General features: G+C 61.4%; 15 protein-coding genes. 4 read left to right on the top strand and 11 right to left on the bottom strand.

From position 1 onward, the window contains the following. The first annotated feature begins 286 nt into the window (after positions 1-286). Positions 287-3,073: an ATP-binding protein gene (locus K3724_RS18570; RefSeq protein ID WP_409201388.1), complete on the top strand. Its 2,787-nt coding sequence runs from the start codon at positions 287-289 to the stop codon at positions 3,071-3,073. Positions 3,074-3,124: 51 nt separating this feature from the next. On the opposite strand, the gene K3724_RS18575 is transcribed toward K3724_RS18570, so the two are convergent. From K3724_RS18575 to K3724_RS18615, 9 genes are all read right to left on the bottom strand, one after another. Beyond that, positions 3,125-3,964: a DMT family transporter gene (locus tag K3724_RS18575; RefSeq protein ID WP_259988062.1), complete on the bottom strand. Its 840-nt coding sequence runs from the start codon at positions 3,962-3,964 to the stop codon at positions 3,125-3,127. A 41-nt stretch (positions 3,965-4,005) separates the two neighbouring features. Further along, positions 4,006-5,682: a Na/Pi cotransporter family protein gene (locus tag K3724_RS18580; protein WP_259988064.1), complete on the bottom strand. Its 1,677-nt coding sequence runs from the start codon at positions 5,680-5,682 to the stop codon at positions 4,006-4,008. A gap of 160 nt (positions 5,683-5,842) precedes the next feature. Next, the gene (locus K3724_RS18585; protein ID WP_259988065.1) at positions 5,843-6,634 is read right to left on the bottom strand and encodes a DeoR/GlpR family DNA-binding transcription regulator; all 792 of its coding nucleotides are present in this window, start codon (positions 6,632-6,634) and stop codon (positions 5,843-5,845) included. A 384-nt stretch (positions 6,635-7,018) separates the two neighbouring features. After that, positions 7,019-8,302, bottom strand: a complete 1,284-nt coding sequence (gene glyA, locus K3724_RS18590) for a serine hydroxymethyltransferase (RefSeq protein WP_259988067.1) — start codon at positions 8,300-8,302, stop codon at positions 7,019-7,021. A 13-nt stretch (positions 8,303-8,315) separates the two neighbouring features. Further along, positions 8,316-10,976: a phosphoenolpyruvate carboxylase gene (locus K3724_RS18595; protein ID WP_259988069.1), complete on the bottom strand. Its 2,661-nt coding sequence runs from the start codon at positions 10,974-10,976 to the stop codon at positions 8,316-8,318. Then, complete coding sequence (locus K3724_RS18600) at positions 10,976-11,947, bottom strand: D-glycerate dehydrogenase (RefSeq protein WP_259988071.1); 972 nt, start codon at positions 11,945-11,947, stop codon at positions 10,976-10,978. The genes K3724_RS18595 and K3724_RS18600 overlap by 1 nt, the downstream gene beginning before the upstream one ends. A gap of 99 nt (positions 11,948-12,046) precedes the next feature. Then, positions 12,047-12,940, bottom strand: coding sequence for a succinate--CoA ligase subunit alpha (gene sucD / locus K3724_RS18605; RefSeq protein ID WP_027256624.1), 894 nt, complete (start codon positions 12,938-12,940; stop codon positions 12,047-12,049). Next, on the bottom strand, positions 12,937-14,136 hold the full coding sequence (locus K3724_RS18610) for a malate--CoA ligase subunit beta (protein WP_129372294.1): 1,200 nt from the start codon (positions 14,134-14,136) through the stop codon (positions 12,937-12,939). The genes sucD and K3724_RS18610 overlap by 4 nt, the downstream gene beginning before the upstream one ends. Before the next feature lie 32 nt (positions 14,137-14,168). Next, positions 14,169-15,419: an aminotransferase gene (locus K3724_RS18615; RefSeq protein ID WP_259988075.1), complete on the bottom strand. Its 1,251-nt coding sequence runs from the start codon at positions 15,417-15,419 to the stop codon at positions 14,169-14,171. 310 nt (positions 15,420-15,729) lie between these two features. On the opposite strand from K3724_RS18615, the gene K3724_RS18620 reads away from it, so the two are divergent. From K3724_RS18620 to K3724_RS18630, 3 genes are all read left to right on the top strand, one after another. Continuing rightward, entirely contained in the window at positions 15,730-16,344 is a 615-nt protein-coding gene (locus tag K3724_RS18620; protein WP_259992685.1) for a response regulator transcription factor, read from the top strand. Positions 16,345-16,521: 177 nt separating this feature from the next. Further along, positions 16,522-17,499 carry a CoA ester lyase gene (locus K3724_RS18625; protein ID WP_259988077.1) on the top strand — a complete coding sequence of 326 codons (978 nt, stop codon included), beginning with the start codon at positions 16,522-16,524 and terminating at the stop codon, positions 17,497-17,499. Positions 17,500-17,579: 80 nt separating this feature from the next. Next, positions 17,580-18,842 (top strand): glycerate kinase, encoded by a 1,263-nt coding sequence (locus K3724_RS18630; RefSeq protein WP_259988079.1) that lies wholly within the window; start codon positions 17,580-17,582, stop codon positions 18,840-18,842. A gap of 72 nt (positions 18,843-18,914) precedes the next feature. On the opposite strand, the gene K3724_RS18635 is transcribed toward K3724_RS18630, so the two are convergent. Then, the gene (locus tag K3724_RS18635; RefSeq protein ID WP_259988081.1) at positions 18,915-19,331 is read right to left on the bottom strand and encodes a group II truncated hemoglobin; all 417 of its coding nucleotides are present in this window, start codon (positions 19,329-19,331) and stop codon (positions 18,915-18,917) included. Between the two features lie 29 nt (positions 19,332-19,360). Continuing rightward, entirely contained in the window at positions 19,361-21,730 is a 2,370-nt protein-coding gene (gene tdm, locus K3724_RS18640; protein WP_259988083.1) for a trimethylamine-oxide aldolase Tdm, read from the bottom strand. Positions 21,731-21,807 lie beyond the last annotated feature (77 nt).

Consider the following 21,807-nt stretch of genomic DNA (forward strand, 5'->3'; position numbering starts at 1 on the left):
GTTGTGAAAACCCTATTTTCAGACTTTAAGAGGACATTGGGGCTGAACCGAACACTTGGCATACATTCAGGACACGGATGCCAGCTGTGCGTCGTGCAAATGCAAAGGTGGCAAGATGGCCGTGTCTAAACTTCCTGCTCGCTGGCTGCGCGCCTTCAGCAACCGGACATACCTGCCCGCCCTGCTTGCCTTGGCGGTAGTCTGTGCAGCGGGGTTTTATGCTGAGCAGCAAAACGCCACAATCCACCACCAGTCTGAACGTGCCAGGGTCCAGCAAGAGGCAGGGATGCTCAAGTCCCGGCTGGAAGGCCAAGTCAATGGCGACTATCAGCGGCTGCGCGGGCTGGCCGCGATGCTGGCCACCGAACCGGACATGGAGCAGGCGCGGTTCAGCCGGATGGCCGCACAGGTGCTCGAGGGAAAGACCGCCATCCGGCACATCGCTGCAGCACCCGGCCTGGTGGTCTCGCTGGTTTACCCGGTGAAAGGGAACGAGCCCGTCATTGGGCTGGACTATAATCAGAATGCCGCGCAGCGGGCGGCGGCGCACCGGGTGCGTGATAGCGGTGACATGGTGCTGGCCGGGCCGGTAAACCTGGTACAGGGCGGCTCCGGGTTCATCTACCGGCTGCCGATTTTCACCGGGTCAGGGACTGACCGGCAGTTCTGGGGCATTCTCTCGGCTGTGGTCGCCACCGGCACTCTTTATACAGAGACCGGGATCAACGGAAACAAGGGCGGCCTGGAAATAGCGCTGACAGGCCAGGACGGGACGGGCCCCTCTGGCCGCCAGTTTTTCGGCGTGCCGGAGATGCTGACCGGAGATCCCGTTCTGCTGGACATAAACCTGCCAGTTGGCTCCTGGAAACTGGCCGCCCGCCCCGAGGGCGGCTGGCAAAGCGTTCCTGGCAACCTGTGGAAGCTGAGACTGGGTCTGCTGGCGGCGGCGGCACTGGTCGTTTTCCCAACGTTTCTGGCAGGCAGGCTGTCTGCTGCACGGCAAACCGTGATCGGCAAGCTGCGGCACAGGGAGGCGGAACTGGAGGCAGTCTCGCGGCGGTTGGAAATTGCAGTCAAAACATCCCGGGTTGGCATTTGGGAATGCGACTCGGAGAAGCAGGAAGTGAGCTGGGACAGCCGCATGCATGAACTCTACAGCGTACCCGTGCAGCACGGGCCGCCGGAGGGGGCCGAATGGATGGCCATGCTGCATCCCGGCGACCGGGACCGGGTGGCCAAGGCACTGCAGTCCGCAGAGCGGAACAAGACACATTTTGCCTCGGATTTCCGGATTGTTCTGGAAGATGGCACCTTCAAGCATATCCGGGCGCTGGCCAGCCCGTTTACAGATGCGCAAGGCCGCGACTGGATGATTGGCGTGAACTGGAATGTATCGGAGGATGTCCATCTGCGCGAAGAACTGATCCGCGCGAACCAGACACTGTCCGAGCGGAACAGCGAACTGAAACACGGCAAACGCGCATTGGAAGACGCCCACGCCGAATTGCAAAAACAACAGGCGGAACTGCACCGTCTGTCGCTGGTCGCAAAACACGCGTCCGACAGTATTATCCTGACCGATGCAGAGCGGCAGATCCTCTGGGTCAACGAGGCCTTCACCCGCGTCACAGGCTATGCCGCCAGCGAGGCGATTGGCCGGACACCTTCAGAATTGCTGGACGGCCCGGATACCGATCTTGGCGTGATCCGGGAAATGAACCGCCACAAGGACCTTGGCATCCGCTATCACAACGAAGTGCTCACCTACACCAAGTCAGGGGAAGAAGCCTGGTTCGACACCAATATCGTCCCGGTGACCGGCGAGGATGGCGCAGTCGACCTGATTATCGGCATTGAACGCGACATAACTCATAGCAAATTGCGTGAACGGGAACTGGCCGAGGCCAAGGTTGCGGCTGAACAGGCTGATCGGGCCAAATCCGAGTTCCTGGCCAACATGAGCCATGAAATCCGCACTCCGATGAACGGTATCATCGGCATGGCTGATTTGCTGGCAGAGGCGGAGCTTTCGCAGGATGAACAGCAAAATGTGGAAACCATCCGCAGTTCGGCCCAGGCACTGCTGAAGATCATCAATGACATCCTTGACCTGTCGCGGCTGGAAGCAGGGAAATTCTCTATAACCGAAGAGGACTTCGATCTGCGCGACTGTATTGGCAGTGCGGCGGGGCTGTTCCGCCCGAAAGCGCTGGAAAAAGGCCTGTCGCTGCAGGTCTCTTACGCGGATGGGCTGGCGGAACGGCTGCACGGAGATGACGGGCGGTTGCGGCAGATTCTGGTTAATCTGATCGGCAATGCTGTCAAGTTCACGCCGCAAGGCAGAATTGACGTCCGCGTCTCCCATGCCGACGGCGCACCTTGCCGCCTGATCGCCGAAGTTGAGGACAGCGGGATCGGAATTTCCGCTTCCCAAGCGCGCCATATCTTTGACCGTTTCACCCAAGCAGACGCGGCAACGACAAAGGAGTTTGGCGGAACCGGGCTGGGGCTTACCATTTCCAGCATGCTGGCCAAGCGGATGGGCGGCAGTATTTCCGTTAAATCAGATCCCGGCCAAGGCTCTTGCTTCCGCCTGGAGCTGCAGATGGCGCCAGCCAAGCAAGCGCGCCCCCCGGCCGCGGAGATTTCACTGGACACAGCACCTCAGATCAGACCTTGCAAAGTTCTGCTGGCTGAAGACAACCAGACCAACAGGCTGCTGATCCGCAAATTCCTGCGCGGTCAGCCGGTGGAGTTGGCTGAAGCCGGCAATGGCCGCGTGGCAGTTAACATGTTCAAGGAACAGCAGCCGGATATTATCCTGATGGATATGTCGATGCCCGAGTTGGACGGCATTGCGGCCACCCGGGAAATCCGCAACCTGCCCTTTCCCCAGCCAGTAATCATTGCCCTGACCGCAAACGCGTTTTCCAGCGACCGGCAAGCCTGCCTGGATGCGGGCATGGATCACTTTTTGGCCAAGCCGGTCAAAAAGGCAGTCCTGCTGCACACTTTGGCATCATTTCTGACAGATACTGGCGCCCTTGAGCAGCAGCCCAGAGCAAGAGCCTGAGGTCTCAACCCAATCCCATTGACTGCGCCAGCACATCAAGCCGAACAGGAACTAGACAGCCATTCCGATCAGGGCCACGCCGCAGGCCATCAACACCGCAGAACCAAGCCGCCGCATCCAGTATCCTTCTTTGAGGAAGAAAAATCCGATCAGCGCAGCAAAGATCACAGAAGTTTCCCGCAGCGCAGAAACAGCACCCAGCGGGGCAAAGTTCTTGGCATAAAGCACCAGCCCGTAGGCCGTCATAGATACCAGCCCTCCGGTAATCCCCAGGATCCATGTCCGCCTGGGCAAAGCCGCCAGCGTGCGGCGCTTGCGCACGGCGATGAACCCGGCAATGAAAATGTGCAGAAATGCACCCCAGGCCCAGTAGCTGAGTGTGTTACCGGACAAACGCACGCCGATACCGTCGACCAATGAATAAATCGAAATGCAAAAACCGGTCCCCGCGGCAAAACCAAGAGCCGCGCGCCCAACCCCCGAGCGCAGCGCCTTCCAGCTGCTGAGCTGGATGCCAAGGGCAATCACCCCAATGCCTCCCCAGGCCTGCAATGGCAAAACCTCGCCGACAAAGATCATCGCCCATATGCCGACAAGCGCCGGCACGATACCCCTGGCAATCGGGTATACGACGCTGAGGTCACCGTGCTGATAGGCGCGGCCAAGCATGTAGTAGTAGCCGAAATGAACCACCGTTGAGAGCAGGATATAGACAAAGCTTTCAGCAGAAGGCAGCGGCAGGACTGTGATCATCACGGCACTGGGGATCACTTGGCCAAAGGCAACCAGCCCAAGTGTGGTGGTGCGGTCCGCAGCCGTTTTCACAATGGCGTTCCACACAGCATGCAACAGCGCTGCCGACAAGATGATAGCGATGATAAAAAGGGTCATGTTCTGGACAGGTCTTTAGGCAGGCGGCTGGGTTTCAAGCGTCACTCGGCGTCTTCCGGCAGCATTTCATTGATCAGCCGGGTCTCCAGCAGCTGGCCATTCTGGTACAGAACCGGATAGGCTACCGCCGCAATGTGGCTGTTGAACTCACGCAAGGCACGCAGCGTTTCCAAATGGATGTCGGAGGTGTCAAAGCTTTCCCGGGCACCATTTTGCAACCGTTTCAGGTGGCGTTTCCGGCTGTCGTGCTCCATCCGCTTCAATTCGGTTTTTTCCAGACTCAGCAACCGCGCACTTTCCAAGTCATCAGAAATCAGCACATTGGAGGCCAGCTGCATATTGGCCAGAATTGCCTCATGCATCCGGGTGATCTCCATCCAGCCTTCCCTGGAAAAGCTCAGATTCCTTTTGTTCAAATCACCCGCCAGGACTGTCAGACGACGGGCCACCACATCGCCAGCGGTTTCCAGCCGGATCGCGTATTCCATCAGGCTGCGGGCCGTCTTCAATTGATCTTTGTCAAAGCCATCCTCGGGGATCGCAGCCACATATTTCCGGACACCGGAGAGACCAGCGTTGACCTCGGCGTCCATCGACTGAACGGTCTTGATTTTCTCCTTGCCACCCGATTGGTACAATTCCAGTACCGGGCGGAACATGGCATTGACCTGGTCAGACATCCGCAGCAGTTCGCGTTTAAGGTTCGAAACAGACACAGCAGCTGAGCCATAGCTGCCCTGCTCCAGCGCACTGACAGGCCGCCCTGGATGGTTCATCTCTGTCTGCGCGGGTTCGGGGAACAGCCGGGCAAAGATATCTCCCAACTGTGTGCAAACCGGCAGCGCGAGAACCAGCAGTGACGCATTGAAGGCCAGATGCGCGTTGACCAGCATCTGGCCGCCTTGCGGATCCCCCAACACCCCCTGACGCAGCGCCAGATTGGCACCGAACAGGCAGATCACCGCCCAGGTGCCGCGCAAAACAAGGTTGGCATAAGGAATGCGGCGGGCCCGCAGATCCATTCCGCGGCTCAGCCAGACGGGAATGAAGGCAGAACCGAAATTCGCCCCCAATACCAGTGAAAGGCCAGCGGCAAAGGGGATCGCTCCGATCTGCACCAGCGTCACGCACATCAGGATAGCGGCAACTGACGAATGCATCACAAAAGCCAGCGCGCCACCGACCAGAAACGCCGTTATGTAATCCCGAGCCAGATAGCCCGCAACCGCCGGCAGAAAGGCGCTGTCGCGGATCGGATCCATCGCTTCGCGCAGAAACCGCAACGAAATCAGGATGAAGGCGACCCCCATCAAGATCCTGCCCAGCTGCCGCGCCTTCTTTGCCTCGGTTTTGACGAACAGATACCCGCCGGCCGCCAGCAGCACCGGCACCAGCCAATCGAGATCAAAGGAGAGGATCTGAATGATCAGCGCCGAGCCCAGATCGCCGCCCAGCACGATGGCCAGCCCAGTGGGAAAGGCCAGATAGCCGCTGGCCGCAAACCCGGAGGTGAGCAGCGCCACGGCAGCCGAACTTTGCAGTACGATCGCCAGCATCAGCCCCATCAGGCCCGCCTGCAGATGGCTTTGCCGTCCGGTCAGCAGCCGCTGGAACGAGGCGCCATAGCTGCGCTCGATCCCGGTGCGCACCATCCGCACCGCATAAAGAAGCAGCATCGTGGCTCCCGCCAGACTGATCAAAAAAGTCAAAATCGCCATGTCAGTTCCTGTTTGCGGCCTGTAGCCGGGGTGTATCTGCCCCAGTCGCAATCAATGCAACCTTACCCCGTTCTTGAGGCCGCTGCTTCGGGCATTTCCAGCGGCCGCCCATCAGGCCGCCTGCTTTCCAGGCTGCCGCAGGGGCAGAGACAGCTGTTCGTCAGTCATCTTTGCCACCCGGAGCAACGTCCACTTTCACCCCCCAGCCTGCCAGCGCTGCAGAGAGTTTCTTGTCAGGTCTGCGGTCAGTAAACAGCAGGCTGATCTTGCGCGGAGAGGGTCCGCAATGCGGCGCAGTTTCCGTAAACTTGGGATGGGCCATGGCCAGGGCCACCTGCTCTGTGCAATCGGCAACCACCCCTGCCAGCTGCGCTTCGGCCGCACTGTGATAGAGCACGCCCTGTTTGGCAGAAAATGCATCTGCAGACAGTATTGCCAGATCCAGCGCAAACCGCCGGACTTGCTGCTCAGCCACAAAACCAAAGGTGCCGCGCTCATTGCTTTGCAATTCGCCCCCCAGCAAATGCACCCTGTTGCCATTGTGGTTTGCCAGTGCCTGCGCAGCTCCGATAGAATTGGTGACCACGATCAGCCCGGTCTTCTGCCGCAGTTCCTCGGCAACAAATGCGGTAGTAGAGCCGACATCCAGAAACAGCGCCATGCCATCACGGGCATGTGCAGCGATCCGGGCCGCGATCCGGGCTTTTTCCTTTTGGTTCTCAGAAATCCGCCGGGCGAAGCTGGTAGCGCTTTGCGGCCCTGCCAGAAAGGCTCCGCCATGCACCCGTTGCACGGCTCCAGCCTTGTTTAGCGCCTTGATGGTGCGGCGCACAGTTTCCTCGGAAACATCCAGCATTTTTGCAAGCTCCGCACTGCGGGCTGATCCGCCCAAACGCCGCAAAGCGTCCACCAGCTCCAATTCGCGGTGAGAAAGAGAAAGTGAGTCCGACAAGAGTGAGCCTGTTCGCGTTTAACTGCCTGGCGCCATAAGGCATGGCTTTTTTCCGGCTTACAAGGTCAACCCACATTTTCCCACAAATTTCTGGGTCTTTCCACTTTTTGCCGGGCATTCTCCGGCAAACGGGCACCTTCGCGTCCAGCCCCCAGCCGCTCCCGCCCCTTTCCAGCCAGCCAGAGGCAGGCCCGAAAGCGTTGGGCATGGCGCCGTGCTGGTGCACGGCGCGGGCAGCGCCCCGCAGGGGCGCTGCCGGGCCCAAGGCCCGTGCCGGGGCGTCTTTGATGCACCTGCGGGGCGCGGGAGCCTTGCCCTTGCCGCAATAGAGAACCGCCGCGGCTGATGGGCCGCGGCGGTTTGTGGTCTCACTCCTGCAAAGGCTTACAGGTTCGGATACAGCGGGAACCTGGCGCAGAGATCTGCGACCTTGGCGCGCACCGCGGCTTCCACATCGGCATTGCCGTCTTCACCGTTGGCGGCCAGGCCGTCGATCACCTCGATGATCAGGTCGGCGATCTGGCGGAACTCGCCCTCGCCGAAGCCGCGGGTGGTGCCTGCGGGGGTGCCCAGACGCAAACCGCTCGTCACGGTGGGCTTTTCCGGGTCGAACGGGATGCCGTTCTTGTTGGTGGTGATATGGGCGCGGCCCAGCGCCTTGTCGGCGATATTGCCGGTCACACCTTTGGGGCGCAGGTCGACCAGCATCACATGGGTGTCGGTGCCGCCGGTGACGATGTCCAGGCCGCCTTTGATCAGCTGGTCCGCCAGCGCCGCGGCGTTGGCGCGCACCTGCTTTTGGTAGGTCTTGAACTCCGGCTTCAGCGCCTCGCCAAAGGCCGCCGCCTTGCCTGCGATCACATGCATCAGCGGGCCGCCCTGGATGCCGGGGAAAATCGCCGAGTTCACTTTCTTGGCAATCGCCTCGTCATTGGTCACGATCATGCCGCCGCGGGGGCCGCGCAGGGTCTTGTGGGTGGTGGTGGTGGCCACATGCGCATGCGGGAACGGCGAGGGGTGCTCACCGGCGGCGATCAGGCCCGCGATATGGGCCATGTCGACCATGAAATAGGCGCCGACGCTGTCTGCGATTTCGCGGAACCGGGCAAAGTCGATCTGGCGCGGAATGGCGGAACCGCCGGCGATGATCAGCTTTGGCTGGTGCTCGGTGGCCAGCGCCTGGATCTGGTCGTAGTCGATCAGGTTGTCGCTTTCGCGCACGCCGTAATGCACCGCGTTGAACCACTTGCCGGACTGGTTCGGACGCGCGCCATGGGTCAGGTGGCCGCCGGAGGCCAGATCCATGCCCAGGATGGTGTCGCCGGGCTGGATCAGCGCCTGGAACACGCCCTGGTTCGCCTGGCTGCCGGAGTTCGGCTGCACATTGGCAAACTCACAGCCGAACAGCGCCTTGGCGCGGTCGATGGCCAGGTTTTCAGCGACGTCGACATACTGGCAGCCGCCGTAATAGCGGCGACCCGGATAGCCTTCGGCGTATTTATTGGTCAGCACAGAGCCTTGCGCTTCCATCACCGCCGCCGAGACGATGTTCTCAGACGCGATCAGCTCGATCTCGTCGCGCTGGCGGCCCAGCTCGGCGGTGATCGACGCATAAAGCTCAGGATCGCGCTCGGAGAGGGGTTGGGTGAAAAAGAGATCTTTGGACATTCGGGGCTCCTGTCTATCCTGTCCAGCCAAGCCCCGCGGCGACACAGTTCATTGACTGCATCAGCGGAACCGGCACTGTTGAAGGCTTCTCGGCGCGCTCTTCCCGCAGGAGACGCACCTGGGTTTTGTGAATTTCGCGCAGCATGGTCTCAACCCGGCCAAAGCGGGTGCGCAAGCGCGGGAAGCGGTCAGCGAGGCTGCTGTCACCCGTCAGGAATAGAATTGCCTCGCGGGCCAGTTGGTATTCCTTGCGGATGGTGCCAAAGATACGCTCGCGGATTTCCGCGTCCTGCACTAGTGTAGCATAATCCGAAGCAATCTCCATATCGCTTTGCAGAAGGGTCTTTTCGACCTCATCCACCACCAGGCGGAACAGTGGCGAGTTACGGAACATGTCCTGCAGAACCCCATCACCGCGCGCGCCGCGGAACTTGCGGAAGCTGGCCACCGCCGAGCCGAAGCCGTACCAGCCAGTGATCATGTGGCGGTTTTGCGACCAGGCAAAGACCCAAGGGATGGCGCGCAGATCATCCAGTGAGCCCGCGCCGAAGCGACGGGCGGGACGCGAGCCGATCTTGAGCATGGCAAGCTCTTCTACCGGGCTGGCCTGCTGGAAGTAGTCCAGGAAGCCGGGCGCATTCAGCAGATTGGAATAGGCTGCCTGCGACATGCCGGCGAGGGCCTCGAACGCGTCGTCATGCTCTGGACACACCGGAGGCGTATCTTCCTGCAGCGAGTGGCGCAGGACCGAGGACGCCATCAGCTCCAGCTGGTGCAGCGCGGTGCCGCGATTGGCGTATTTGGAGCTGACCACCTCGCCCTGTTCGGTGATCCGCATCTGGCCTGCGATGGTGCCCGCGGGCTGGGCGGCAATCGCACGTTCGGCAGGGGCGCCGCCGCGGGAGACCGACCCGCCGCGGCCGTGGAAAAAGACCGGCTTCATCCGGTGCGCCGCCAGGGTACGGGTGATCAGGCGCTGCGCCTTCTCCAGCTCCCAGGTGGAGCAAAGGAAACCGCCGTCCTTATTGCTATCCGAATAGCCCAGCATCACCTCGATCCGGTTGTCGCCGGATTTCAGCGAACGGCGGGCAAAAGGCACGTTCAGCAGCCCGTTCAGAATGCCGGGCGCGGCACGCAGGTCGCCGATGGTCTCAAACAGCGGCACAACTTTCAGCGCGGCCTTTTCGGCGCCAAAGCCTGCGTAACGCGCCAGCAGATAGACGCCGAGCAGGTCGTCTGTAGAGCGGGTCATCGACAGGATAAACGGCCCCATCGCATGCGGGTCTTCGCCGGCACCGGCATCGCGCATCAGCCGCAGCAGTTTCAGCAGCTCGCCGCTTTGCGGGCTCAATTCATCCGGCATCATATAGGGCAGCGAAGCACTGCCCAGCTCAGAGCGGAGGCGCGCCGACCATTCGGCGCTGCCGAATTCCGGCACCTGGCCGGAGCGCGACCAGATTTCAGTCAGCGTTTCAGTGGTCACGGTAGAGTTTTGGCGGATGTCCAGGGTCACTGTGCGAAAGCCAAAGACATCGGCCTGCCAGCGGATCGGACGCACGTAGCGGGCCGCCAGCCGGTTGGCGCCGATTTCCTCCAGCGCTTCCTCAACCCGGGTGAGATCGCTGACGAAATCACCCAGATGCGCATAGGCACCGGTCTCCTCGGCGGCGGTGGCCTTGATACGGGCATGAATAGCTGTCAGCGCCTGGCGAAAGACTTCGCCAGGATTGCGGGCCGCAAGGCCGGCAGCGCCCGGCGCCGCTTCGATGATAATTGCCAGCCGGCTGGAGGCGCTGTCAGGCAACGCAAACACGGCGGCCGAGATCGAGATCCGTTCAGCAGCGGTGGTCAGCGCCTTCTGGTAGCGCTTGAGAATGGCTGCACGGTTCGCCGTGAGCGCTGCCGCCGTGGCATCCACCGTCACATTCGGGTTGCCGTCGCGGTCGCCGCCGATCCAGGAATGGAATTTAAGACAGGGCGCATCGGCGCTGTCGCCCAGATGCGGCTCGGCAGCGGCCAGATAGCGTTCAAAGAGTTGCGGCACCGCCTCATACAGGCTGTCGCGGAAGAACTGCAGCCCCCATTGAATTTCATCCTGCAAGCTGGGCCGGTCGCGGCGCAGCTCGCCTGTCATCCACAGCAGGTCGATTTCCGAGCGCAGATCCTCCAGCAGGCCGGCGCGTTCACGCGGAGTCCAGCGCTTGGCCTCCAGCGACACCAGCCCCCGGTAGATGCGGCGGTGAATCTCCAGAATTGTGACCCGCTTGGCTTCGGTCGGATGCGCGGTCAGGGTCGGACCGATCGAGAACTGGCTCGCCACTTCCTGCAACCGTTCGGGCGTTGCCAGCTCGCCGGCCAGATCAAGGGCGCGGGCAAAGCTGCCTTCGACCACCTCCGGGCCATCCTGGGTTTCGGCCATACGGCGGTCGCGCATGGCGGCGTTTTCCTCGACGATCTTCAGCAGCTGGAACCAGATGTTGAACGCCTGCATATAGGCGGTCGCGTGCTGGCCATCGGACAGATCCCAGGCAGGCTCGCCGGTGGCCCGTTCTGCCACCTCAGGCGCGCGCTGGCGCAGCACGTCCAGCCAAAGGGCGTGCAATTCGGTGCGGAGCTCGGCGGCATAACCCGCGCCGGAGTACTCCGCGTGGGCGGTTTCAGCAGGATCTCCCATCACATCACCCGGTCCCGTGGTTCGCGCCCTGCAAAGAAATCAGTCAGGTTGTCGAGCACACGGAAGCCCATCGCCTCGCGCGCCTCGCGGGTGGCGCTGCCCAAGTGCGGCAGCATCACCAGGTTGTCGCAGCCCATCAGATCCGGGTTAATGCGCGGTTCGCCATCAAACACATCCAGCCCGGCACCGCCGATGGTTTCGAACCACAGGGCGCGGGACAGGGCCAGCTCGTCGATAATCTCGCCGCGGGCCGTATTGATAAGGAAGGCATCCGGCTTCATCAGGTTCAGCATCCGGGTGTTGATCAAATGCCGGTTTGCAGCGCCGCCGGGGCAGTGCAGCGAGACAAAGTCGCACTGCGGCATCAGCTCTTCCAGGCTGCTGGCCTGAGTAGCGTTATAGCGGGCCAGAACATCCGGCGACACGCGGGAGCGGTTCTGCACCACGATCTTCATGCCAAAGCCATGATGCGCGCGGCGGGCCATTTCCTGGCCGATACGGCCAAAGCCGACGATGCCCAGCGTCTTGCCGGAAACCTTGGTGCCGACCAGATGGGTCGGACGCCAGCCGGTCCATTCACCGGCACGCACTTCACGCTCACCTTCACTTGCGCGGCGGGCAACCATCAAAAGCAGCGTCATGGCGATGTCGGCGGTACATTCGCTAAGAACATCGGGGGTGTTGGTCACAGTCATCCCGTGGCTTGCCGCACTGAGCATATCAATATGAGAGTAGCCAACACCGTAGTTGGCGAGGATCCGTGCCTGGGGCTTAGTGATATCAAACGCACTGGCCGGAATCTTGTCGGTCACCGTCGGCAGTACAGCGTCATAGGATCTCATTGCGTCGCGCAGTTGCGCTTCGCTCAATGGCTTGTCGCCAGTGTTCAGCACAGCATCAAAGGCTTCAGAAAGCTGCGCCTCAACTGCGGCGGGCCAGCGGCGGGTCACCAGAACCTTGGGCTTTGCCATGACTTCATCTCCCTGTCGTGCTTATGCTTTATTAATGCGCCCCACCCCTGCCATTGCCCCAGGCCAGGGGTGGAGCGTCGCACCTGACCCAAAGCCGGATCAGGCGGCGTTCTTTTTCATCACGCTTGCGATGGTTTCGCCGATCACGGCGGGGTTTTCGGCAACGGTCACGCCGGCCGCCGACAGGATCTCCACCTTCTCGGAAGCGCTCTCGCCGAAGGCCGAGATGATCGCGCCCGCATGGCCCATGGTGCGGCCCTTGGGAGCGGTCAGACCCGCGACATAGGCCACAACCGGCTTGGTCACATGGTTCTTGATGTAATCCGCCGCTTCCGCTTCCTGCGGGCCGCCGATTTCACCGATCATCGCGATGACCTCGGTTTCCGGATCCTTCTCGAACCATTCCAGGATGTCCTTGAAGGAGGAGCCGTTGATCGGGTCGCCGCCGATGCCGACCGAGGTCGAGATGCCCAGGCCCAGCTCTTTCAGCTGCGCTGCGGCCTCATACCCCAAGGTGCCCGAGCGGCCGATGATGCCCACGGTGCCCGGCAGGTAGATGTGGCCCGGCATGATGCCCAGCAGCGCCTTGCCCGGCGAGATAGTGCCGGCGCAGTTCGGCCCCGTCAGGATCATCCGCTTGTCCTTGGGATAGCGGTACATGTAGCGCTTCACGCGGATCATGTCCTGGGCCGGGATGCCGTCAGTGATGCAGACGCAGTAGTTGATGCCCGCATCCGCCGCTTCCATGATGGAGTCGGCTGCAAACGGCGGCGGCACAAACACCAAGGAGGCATTGGCGCCAGTGGCCTCAACCGCTTCTTTCACAGTGTTGAAGACCGGCACACCCTCGACGGTCTCGCCGCCCTTGCCCGGCACCACGCCACCAACGACGTTGGTGCCGTATTCGATCATGTCCTTGGTGTGGAACCGCGCGATTTTGCCGGTGATGCCCTGAACGATGACTTTGCTTTCGCGATCGAGAAGGATGCTCATTTAACTGCCCTCACACGAGTGTTTTGATCAAGGTCGTTTTTCCACGCGCCGACGGCCCGCTCAGCGGCTTCCATCAGCGAGGTTGCGCGGATCAGCGGCAGGCCGGACTGTGCCAGGATTTTCTGGCCTTCCTCCACGTTGGTGCCCGCAAGGCGGACCACCACCGGCACGTCAACCTCAACTTCGCGCAGCGCCTGAACAACGCCTTCGGCCACCCAGTCACAGCGGTTGATGCCGGCGAAGATGTTGACCAGAACCGCCTGCACATTGCTGTCGGACATCACCAGACGGAACGCCTTGGCCACCCGTTCCGGTGTCGCACCGCCGCCGATGTCCAGGAAGTTGGCAGGCTCGCCGCCGGCCAGCTTGATGGTGTCCATGGTCGCCATCGCCAGGCCAGCGCCGTTGACGATGCAACCGATGTTGCCCTCAAGGCCGACATAAGACAGGCCGCGGTCGGCGGCGCGGCTTTCTCGCGGATCTTCCTGGCTCTTGTCGCGCAGCTCGGCGATCTGCGGGTGACGGAACAGGGCGTTGTCGTCAAAGGTCATCTTGGCGTCCAGCGCGATGACCCGGTTGTCCGAGGTGACCACCAGCGGGTTGATCTCAACCATGGTGGCGTCCAGTTCGGAGAACGCCTGGTAGCAGCCCTTGAGGGTGCGCACCATCTGCTGCGTCATTGCCGGCTCAATGCCCAGGGCAAACGCAATCTCACGCGCCTGGAAGTCCTGCAGGCCCACCGCCGGTTCAACGGTCGAGCGCACGATGGACTCGGGGCGCTCGGCGGAGATCTCCTCAATCTCCATACCGCCTTCGGACGAGGCAACGATCATCACCCGCTGGCTGGAACGGTCCAGCACAAAGCCCAGATAGATCTCGCGGGCAATCGGCACCGCACCTTCGACATAGACACGGTAGATGCCTTTGCCCTCGGGGCCGGTCTGGTGGGTCACCAGCTTCTTGCCGAACAGGTTCTCGGTTGCCTCATAAATCTCGGCTTCCGAGTTGCACAGCTTGACTCCGCCCGCCTTGCCGCGGCCGCCGGCGTGAACCTGAGCCTTGACGATCCATCTGTCGCCGCCCAGTTCCCGCGCGCGGTAGGCCGCTTGCTCGGGGCTGTAGGCCAGTGCGCCGGGCGGAACCGTCACGCCGAAGTTGCTCAGAACTTCCTTGGCCTGGTATTCGTGGATATCCATGGTCCTCTCCTCCTCATGGATGCGGAAATCTATTACTCAGCGGGCTCAAGAGCTGCTGTGTAATGCTGGTCGAGAAGGGCGTTGATCGCCTCTATGTCGACGCCTGCGCCCATGTCGTTCATCGCCTTACCGAAGCGGTTGACGATGTCAGTGATGGCCGCAGGGGTGATCTGGTTCAGGATGCCGATGCGGACCTGGACCGGCTCCGACAGGGTCGGCCAGATGCCAAATCCCACGGCGCGGCAGTTGCCCACCAGCTCTTTTTCGCGCCCTGCCAGATCGCCGGGCAGGTTCAGCACGATAAGGCTGGTCATGTTGCTGGTCACATCGCAGCCCATGGCGGTCACGGCATCGCGCAGCGCTTTCTCGTGGAAGGCATAGTCGCGGGCCTTCTGGGCACGGCCGTGCTGCAGGGTGATGCGCAGCGCCTCATGGAAGGCGGCAACGGCATAGCCCGAATGGGTGCGGTGGTAAGTGCCGGCACCAACGTCGCTACCGTCCACGATGCCCCAGTGGCGGGCTTCCAGGATCGGGTTGTGGACATAGGAATGGCAGCCGTTCTCGCGCACGGTCTGGATGTAGCGGTCAGTGAAAGACACCGGCGCATAGGTCAGCGGCAGGCAGAGCACGCCTTTCTGCGGGCAGGACGCCCAGCCGGCAACGCCCGGGTAATCGTCGATCGAGAAATCCTCGATGCCCAGCGAGGACACCGCGTCGATCAGGCCCATTACGCCGTGCTTCTCACAAGCGTCCGAGAAGCCTTTGAGGTCGTTGATACGGCCCGAGCCAGTTTCCCAATGCGCCATGAAGGCCCACTTAGGCTTCTTCTCAGCCAGCACCTGCTCCACCAGCTTGCCAGAGACCGACTCGCCGTGCGGCACGTCGACCACGGTGACGGAGGCCGGCTGCGGGTTCATCGCATCTGCGGCCAGTTCCTCGCGGGTGGCGGCTTTCATGCGGATGGTCATCGCGTCAATGCCGGAGAAGGTACCGTTCTGGAAAGCAACTACGGTATCGCCCGGCAGGATTGCGTTCAGCATGCAATCAAGGCCCGAGAAACCGGTGCCGCCAACGCCGTAGGTGTAGGTGTTGGCGGTGCCCCAAAGGTCGCGCAGCATTTGCTTGCACTCGATCATGCCGCGCAGCACATCCGCCTGCATGTGATCGGCCAAGCCGGTGTTGGCAAAGGCCTGCAGCACGCGGGGGTCGGTATTGCCCGGGCCAGGGCCTGCGGCCAGGGTTTCCGGGATTTCCAGGCTGGGGAAGATCGTGGGTTCTGTCATCGGGTCAAACCTCTGTTGGTGTCCGTTTGCCGATGTGCCGGAGGTCACGGGCCTTCATCACGGTGGTCTTCACTGCGGGAAGGTTTGTTTCCTGTCGTGCAACATCTGTTAATCCAAGGAAACCCTAGGTCGACAAAACCCGCAACATTCCTATATCCTGCTTTTGGGTATCTAATAGGATAGTATAAAACCTACCCAAACCGGTAAAAATACCGTTGCATACCGAAACTGACCCTACCCATTCAGGTAGTTTTTAACAAAAGGGCACCAAATGGCTCCTATAAGCGACAAAGTTTCCCCGATTTCGGTCATGCTTGCTGACGCAAATCCGCTGGTGCTGTCGGCGATGTCCGAGATCTTCGACAAGGACCCGCGATTCTCGTTGGTCGCGACCTCCGCCACCGCCGAAGGCTTCCTTGGAACAGTGATGCGGGTGCCGGTCCAGGTCGGGATTATCGACTGGAACCTGCCGGCACTTGGCGGTGCCAAGCTGATCGAGGTGCTGCGCGAGCAAGCCAACGCGCCGCGGCTGGTGGTCTACGCCGACGAAAGCGGCGACGTGCCCCGCAAGGCGATGAGTGCGGGCGCGGCCGGCTTTGCGCCGCGCTCCAGCGCCGTCGAAGACGTGCTGGACACCTGCCTCGCCGTCGCCGAGGGCAAGATGGTCTTCCCCTTCCTCGACGTGCGCGGTCTGCAGGCCGATCCGATCGAGCAGCTGTCCCGCCGCGAACGCACCATGCTGGAGGCACTGTCGAAAGGGCTGACCAACAAGGAGCTCAGCAAGGAGCTGGAAATCTCCACCAACACGGTGAAGTTCCACCTCTCGAACCTTTACGAAAAACTCTCGGTCAAGAACCGCGCCCAGGCGATTGCGTTCTACTACGCCAACCGCGCCGCCAAGGGTGATTTCCACTTCGAACAATGACCCCGGCGTGCCGCCTTCGCGCGAGTGTGCACGCGCACGTACGCGAGAGCGCGACGCGCGGGCGCACACTCGCGCGAATGTATTTAAATGAAATCTTTTTTCTTGACAGGAAACACCCTGATGGGGAATGCCTAGAGAGGAGAGGACGAAAACCCGTCACGAATGAGGAGCAAACCCATGTCATTCCACACCATTGAACAAGCCCCCGGCCGCCTGAACCGCAGCGAATTGGCGATCCCAGGATCTCAGCCGCAAATGTTTGAAAAAGCGGCGAAATCTGACGTAGACGTGATCTTCCTGGATCTCGAAGACGCGGTTGCGCCGGACGAAAAAGAGCAGGCCCGCAAGAATATCATCGAGGGGCTGAACGACATCGATTGGGGCAACAAATCCATGTCGGTGCGAATCAACGGCCTCGACACCCACTACATGTACCGCGATGTGGTCGATGTTGTTGAACAGGCAGGTGAACGTCTTGACCTGATCATGGTTCCGAAAGTCGGCACCGCAGCCGATGTTTACGCCGTCGACATGCTGGTCACTCAGATCGAAGACGCCAAGGGCCTGAAGAAGCGGATCGGCTTTGAGCACATCATCGAGACCGCGCTCGGCATGCAGAATGTGAGTGAAATTGCCGCAGCTTCCAAGCGTAATGAATCGCTGCATTTCGGCGTTGCCGACTATGCCGCCTCGACCCGCGCCCGCACCACCATCATCGGCGGTGTGAACCCCGATTACTCGGTGCTGACCGACCCCGCCGCAGACGGCTCCCGCGACGTGCACTGGGGCGATATGTGGCACTATGCGCTGGCCCGCATGGTGGTTGCTGCGCGCGCCAACGGTCTGCGCCCGATCGACGGCCCGTTCGGTGATTTCCAGGATCCGGAAGGCTACAAGGCCGCCGCCAAACGCGCAGCGGTTCTGGGTTGCGAAGGCAAATGGGCGATCCACCCCAGCCAGATCGAACTGGCCAACGAGGTGATGTCGCCGTCGGATGCGGAGATCACCAAAGCGCACCGCATTCTGGAAGCCATGGCCGAAGCCGAAGCCGCCGGAAAAGGCGCGGTGTCGCTTGATGGCCGCCTGATTGACTATGCTTCGATCCGTCAGGCAGAAGTGCTGGTGGAAAAAGCCAAGCAGATCGCCGGCAACTAAACCGCCGTTCTGTTTCAAGATCTTACGCCGCCCCGGTTTTGGCCGGGGCGGCTAAGCGCCGCTATGCCAGGGAGATGCAGATGACCGGATTGCTGACCACCGCCAAGGCCCTGTTTCAGGCCGCCGTAGACCGGGCCAACCCGGCACAAGCCCTGCGTGCCCAGCTGGCGTCTACGCCATTAGCTCCGCTGCCAGAAGGCGGCAGCAACGTGCTGCTGGCAGTGGGCAAAGCCGCCGTCCCGATGATGCGCGAAGCGCTGAAGCTGATCCCCGGCACCGCCCAAGCCCTGGCCATCACAAACCCCGAAAATTACACCGAAATTCCTGGCGCCACAGTGATCTGCGGCGCCCATCCGGTACCGGATGAAAACAGCGCCGCCGCAGGTCAGGCTGCCATAGAAATGGCTCACTCCCTGGGCTCCGATGACCGGCTGATTGCGCTGATCTCCGGCGGCGGCTCCGCGCTGATGGTGGCCCCCGCCCCCGGCCTCTCGCTGGCCGACAAGTCGGCAGTGAACAAACTGCTGCTCGCCTCCGGGCTGGAAATCAACGAGATGAACCTGATCCGTCAACAGTTGTCGGACACCAAGGGCGGCGGCCTGCTGCGTCATGCCGCACCAGCCCAAGTGCAGGCCTTCATCCTGTCGGACGTAATCGGCGACGACCTGCGTGCCATTGCCTCCGGCCCAACCGTGGCCCCCATCGGCACACGCGCTCAGGCGCGGGAAATCATGCAGCGGGCGGAACTCTGGGACAGCGCGCCTGAAGCGGTCAGAAACCACCTCAGTGCCGCTGAGGGGGCCAAGGACGCCCCGCCTCCGGCCACCAACACCCTGATCGGCTCCAACCGCCACAGCCTCAAGGCGATAATGGCGGCAGCCGCTGAAGACTGGAACCCCAAGCTGGTCTCGCACCGGCTGGTTGGCGATGTGTCAATGGCCGCTGAAACGGTCGTTGCGGCTGCGGAGGCCGCCCCCGAGGACAAACCTGCCGCATTGATCTTCGGCGGCGAAACCACTGTTCAGCTCCGCGGCAAAGGCCTTGGCGGGCGCAACCAGGAATTGGCCCTGCGCGTCGCCAAACTGGGTGCTGACCGGCTGAATGGCGATTGGCTGTTCCTCTCCGGCGGCACTGACGGGCGTGATGGCCCTACAGACGCAGCTGGCGGCATCGCCACCCCCGCCACCTGGGCCGCAATCAAGGCTGCCGGTCATGACCCGGACGCTCTGCTTGCCGACAATGACAGCTTTGCCGCTCTCAAGGCTGCGGACGCATTGCTGATCACCGGCGGCACCGGCACTAATGTGGCCGATGTGCAAATCTTCCTTAGACGGCCGGATTGATCAAGCAGCCAGCCATTCACCTTTGCAAAATACTCCCGCCGGAGGCTCCCGAAAGTGCAACACGCGCTGCGCTCAAGCTGACGCGCGCGCCTCGCCCCACTCGGCAAGGTCATTGACCAGCATCAGCGCCACGCGCCGGAACACCTGGCGCAGCCGCTCTACATGCGGCCCTTCCAAGGACAGGTCCGCCAGCGCCTGATCCATGCACTGGAGCCAGTTCTCGGCGTCCTTTTCAGTGATGGGCACATGGGCGTGCATCAGTTTCACGTCCATGTGGCCGTGTTTTTCTTCGTAATACCGGCGGCCGCCCATGAAACCAGACAGAAAATTAAACTGCTCCATCCGGGCATGGTCCATCCCATGCCCGCGCTTGTGCAGCTTGACGATCCGGGCGCCGGTTTCCGTTTCCTCGACAATATCGTAGAACCGCTCGACCAGCGCGCGGATCACCTCTTCGCCGCCGATCTGGTCAATCAACTTCTGAACCATGTAACCTCCGTGCACCGAACCGGCCGGCCTCAGGATTGAGGCCGGGTTTTCTTGGGGTCGTAATGGGCAAAGGGTACGATCTTGGCGGGCAGGCGTTTTTGATGTCCATCAAGTTTACCGATTTCCACCTCTGTTCCCACCTCTGAACAGGATACGTCCACCCGCGCCAGCGCGATGTTCTTGCCCAGCAGCGGCGACCGCATTGCAGAGGTCACCTCGCCAATTTGCGCGCGGCCAATGCGGACACAGTCGCCATGCGCCACGTCAATTGCCGAATCGATATCCAGCCCCACCAGCTTGCACGCTGGCGTGGTCTTGCGCCGGATCAGCGCGTCCCGGCCGATAAAATCATCCTCTTTCGATTTCAGCGGCACGGTAAAGCCGATGCCCGCCTCAAACGGGTCGGTCTGATCGCTGAAGTCATAACCCGCGAAAATCAGCCCGGCCTCGATCCGCACCATATCCAGCGCCTCCAGCCCCATCGGGCGGATGCCGTGGTCCTGTCCGGCATCCCAAACCGCGTCGAAGACATCGCTGGCGTGTTTCGGATGACAGAAGATTTCATAGCCCAGTTCGCCCGTGTAGCCAGTCCGCGAGACCACAACCGGGACACCATGCTCACCGCCGATGCGAGCGGGGGTGAAACGGAACCAGCCCAGTTCTTCCAGCGTCGGGTTATGCGGCATTGTCCAGATGATCTTCTTCAGCAAGTCCCGGCTCTCGGGGCCTTGCACGGCGATATTATGCTGCATGTCGGTGGATGAGCGGATCAGAACGTTCAGTCCCAGCTTCTCTGCCTGTTCGCGGATCCACTCTCCGCCATAGTCCGAGCCGCCGATCCAGCGGAAATTATCCTTGCCTAGACGGAACACGGTTCCGTCGTCGATCATGCCGCCATGCGGGTAGCACATCGCGGTATAGACCACCTGTCCTACTGCCAGTTTCTTGATGTTGCGGGTAAAGATATACTGGCACAGCGCCTCTGCATCCGGCCCGTGGATCTCAAACTTGCGTAAGGGCGTCAGATCCAGCAGCACACATTTCTCGCGGCAGGCCCAGTATTCCTCCAGCGGTCCGGATTCAGCATAGCAATTGGCCAGCCAATAGCCGTTATACTCAATGAAATTGCGGGTCTTTTTGCTGAGGCGGTCGTGGAAACCGGTTTCCTTGGTCATCTTGGGCTCCGATTCAGGGGTCGCGCGGAACGCAATCGCCCGCTTGAAGGTCTCTTGGCCGCTGTATGTGCGGACGTGAATATCGGTGGGGTTCCAGCCATTGGCGGCACTGGTGTCATCCGGGCAGGCCGAGGAGACACAGATCAGATCGGTCAGCGCCTTGAGCAGCACATAGTCGCCGGGCCGGGTCCAGGGCTCGTCAGCATGCATCACACCGTGCTCATCCAGGCCGGTGTTGAAGAAGAAGTTGATCGCCATCCAGCCCGCGCGCGGCGTCACCCCGTGCTGGGCCAGAACCCCGTTAAAATTGTCAGAACAGTTCGCATGGCCGGGATAGCCGATGTCGTCATAGTATTTCGCCGCACAAGCCAGGGCAAAGGCATCGTGACGGCCAACCGTATCCTGCACCACTTCGACGAGCGGCAGCATCTCCTGATCGTAATACTTCGCGTGCAGGCCTGGCATCGGATAGGCATGGCCCATCAGCGTCCGGGTTGTGGTCACATCCAGCGCATGCTCGATCCCCTTGTCCAGCTTGCGGGCCGCAAAACACTGAAAATCAGTACATTGGCGCCCATCAACATCAAGCACCTGGATGTAGTCGCCAGCCTTCACAAAATAGGCTTCGGCTGTCGCGCTTTTCACCCGCAGGTCCAGCACCGGATCAGCCAGCGGATCGGGCAGTTCAAACCGCGCCACTTGCTTGATCACCGCCCGCTTGACCATGGCTGTCAGCGGCGTTGCCGTATCCTGCTGTTCAAAGTCCATGATGCCGCCCGGTGCGGCGATGATCACTACACCGTCTCGCTGCGCGGTAAAGCTCTCCCCGGTCTTTGCAGGCGTCGCCGCATCAAACAGCCGCACCGCACCGCCCTGCGCCAAGTCGATACCGCGTGTTTCCATCCCCAGACGCAAGCCGCGCAAGGACTGGTCCGAGGAGGTCAGCAGCGCCTTCAAACCTCTGGCATCACTGTTGGCTGCCGCGCCGATGATGCCCGCATCAATGCGCCCTTTGTCGTCAGCCGCGACGATCTCGCAAGGCTGGCCGCCCTCGTCATTGGTCACCGTCACCGTATCGCCGGTTTCCACCCGGATCAGGATCGCACCGCAACCTTCGACGACGTAACGCTCGGTCCCCTTGGGCAGCGAAAACACCGACGGCTGATACAGTCCGGACGGCTTGGGCGGCCCTTTGACAACTTCAGGGAAGCTCATGTCATTCATCGCGCATCTCCTGTTGGACACCGGCCAAAAATTGCACAGCCGGAATATTTATTTATTGAAAAGAATATTCCGTTCCC

The sequence above is a fragment of the Leisingera sp. M658 genome, assembly GCF_025144145.1.
GTDB lineage: Bacteria > Pseudomonadota > Alphaproteobacteria > Rhodobacterales > Rhodobacteraceae > Leisingera.

Coding starts and splice junctions, on each gene's coding strand:
- glyA (WP_259988067.1), bottom strand. CDS start 8,302: ATGTCCAAAGATCTCTTTTTCACCCAACCCCTCTCCGAGCGCGATCCT.
- K3724_RS18600 (WP_259988071.1), bottom strand. CDS start 11,947: ATGGCAAAGCCCAAGGTTCTGGTGACCCGCCGCTGGCCCGCCGCAGTT.
- K3724_RS18620 (WP_259992685.1), top strand. CDS start 15,730: ATGCTTGCTGACGCAAATCCGCTGGTGCTGTCGGCGATGTCCGAGATC.
- K3724_RS18610 (WP_129372294.1), bottom strand. CDS start 14,136: ATGGATATCCACGAATACCAGGCCAAGGAAGTTCTGAGCAACTTCGGC.
- K3724_RS18570 (WP_409201388.1), top strand. CDS start 287: ATGCTCAAGTCCCGGCTGGAAGGCCAAGTCAATGGCGACTATCAGCGG.
- K3724_RS18625 (WP_259988077.1), top strand. CDS start 16,522: ATGTCATTCCACACCATTGAACAAGCCCCCGGCCGCCTGAACCGCAGC.
- K3724_RS18630 (WP_259988079.1), top strand. CDS start 17,580: ATGACCGGATTGCTGACCACCGCCAAGGCCCTGTTTCAGGCCGCCGTA.
- tdm (WP_259988083.1), bottom strand. CDS start 21,730: ATGAATGACATGAGCTTCCCTGAAGTTGTCAAAGGGCCGCCCAAGCCG.
- sucD (WP_027256624.1), bottom strand. CDS start 12,940: ATGAGCATCCTTCTCGATCGCGAAAGCAAAGTCATCGTTCAGGGCATC.
- K3724_RS18615 (WP_259988075.1), bottom strand. CDS start 15,419: ATGACAGAACCCACGATCTTCCCCAGCCTGGAAATCCCGGAAACCCTG.
- K3724_RS18580 (WP_259988064.1), bottom strand. CDS start 5,682: ATGGCGATTTTGACTTTTTTGATCAGTCTGGCGGGAGCCACGATGCTG.
- K3724_RS18635 (WP_259988081.1), bottom strand. CDS start 19,331: ATGGTTCAGAAGTTGATTGACCAGATCGGCGGCGAAGAGGTGATCCGC.
- K3724_RS18575 (WP_259988062.1), bottom strand. CDS start 3,964: ATGACCCTTTTTATCATCGCTATCATCTTGTCGGCAGCGCTGTTGCAT.
- K3724_RS18595 (WP_259988069.1), bottom strand. CDS start 10,976: ATGGGAGATCCTGCTGAAACCGCCCACGCGGAGTACTCCGGCGCGGGT.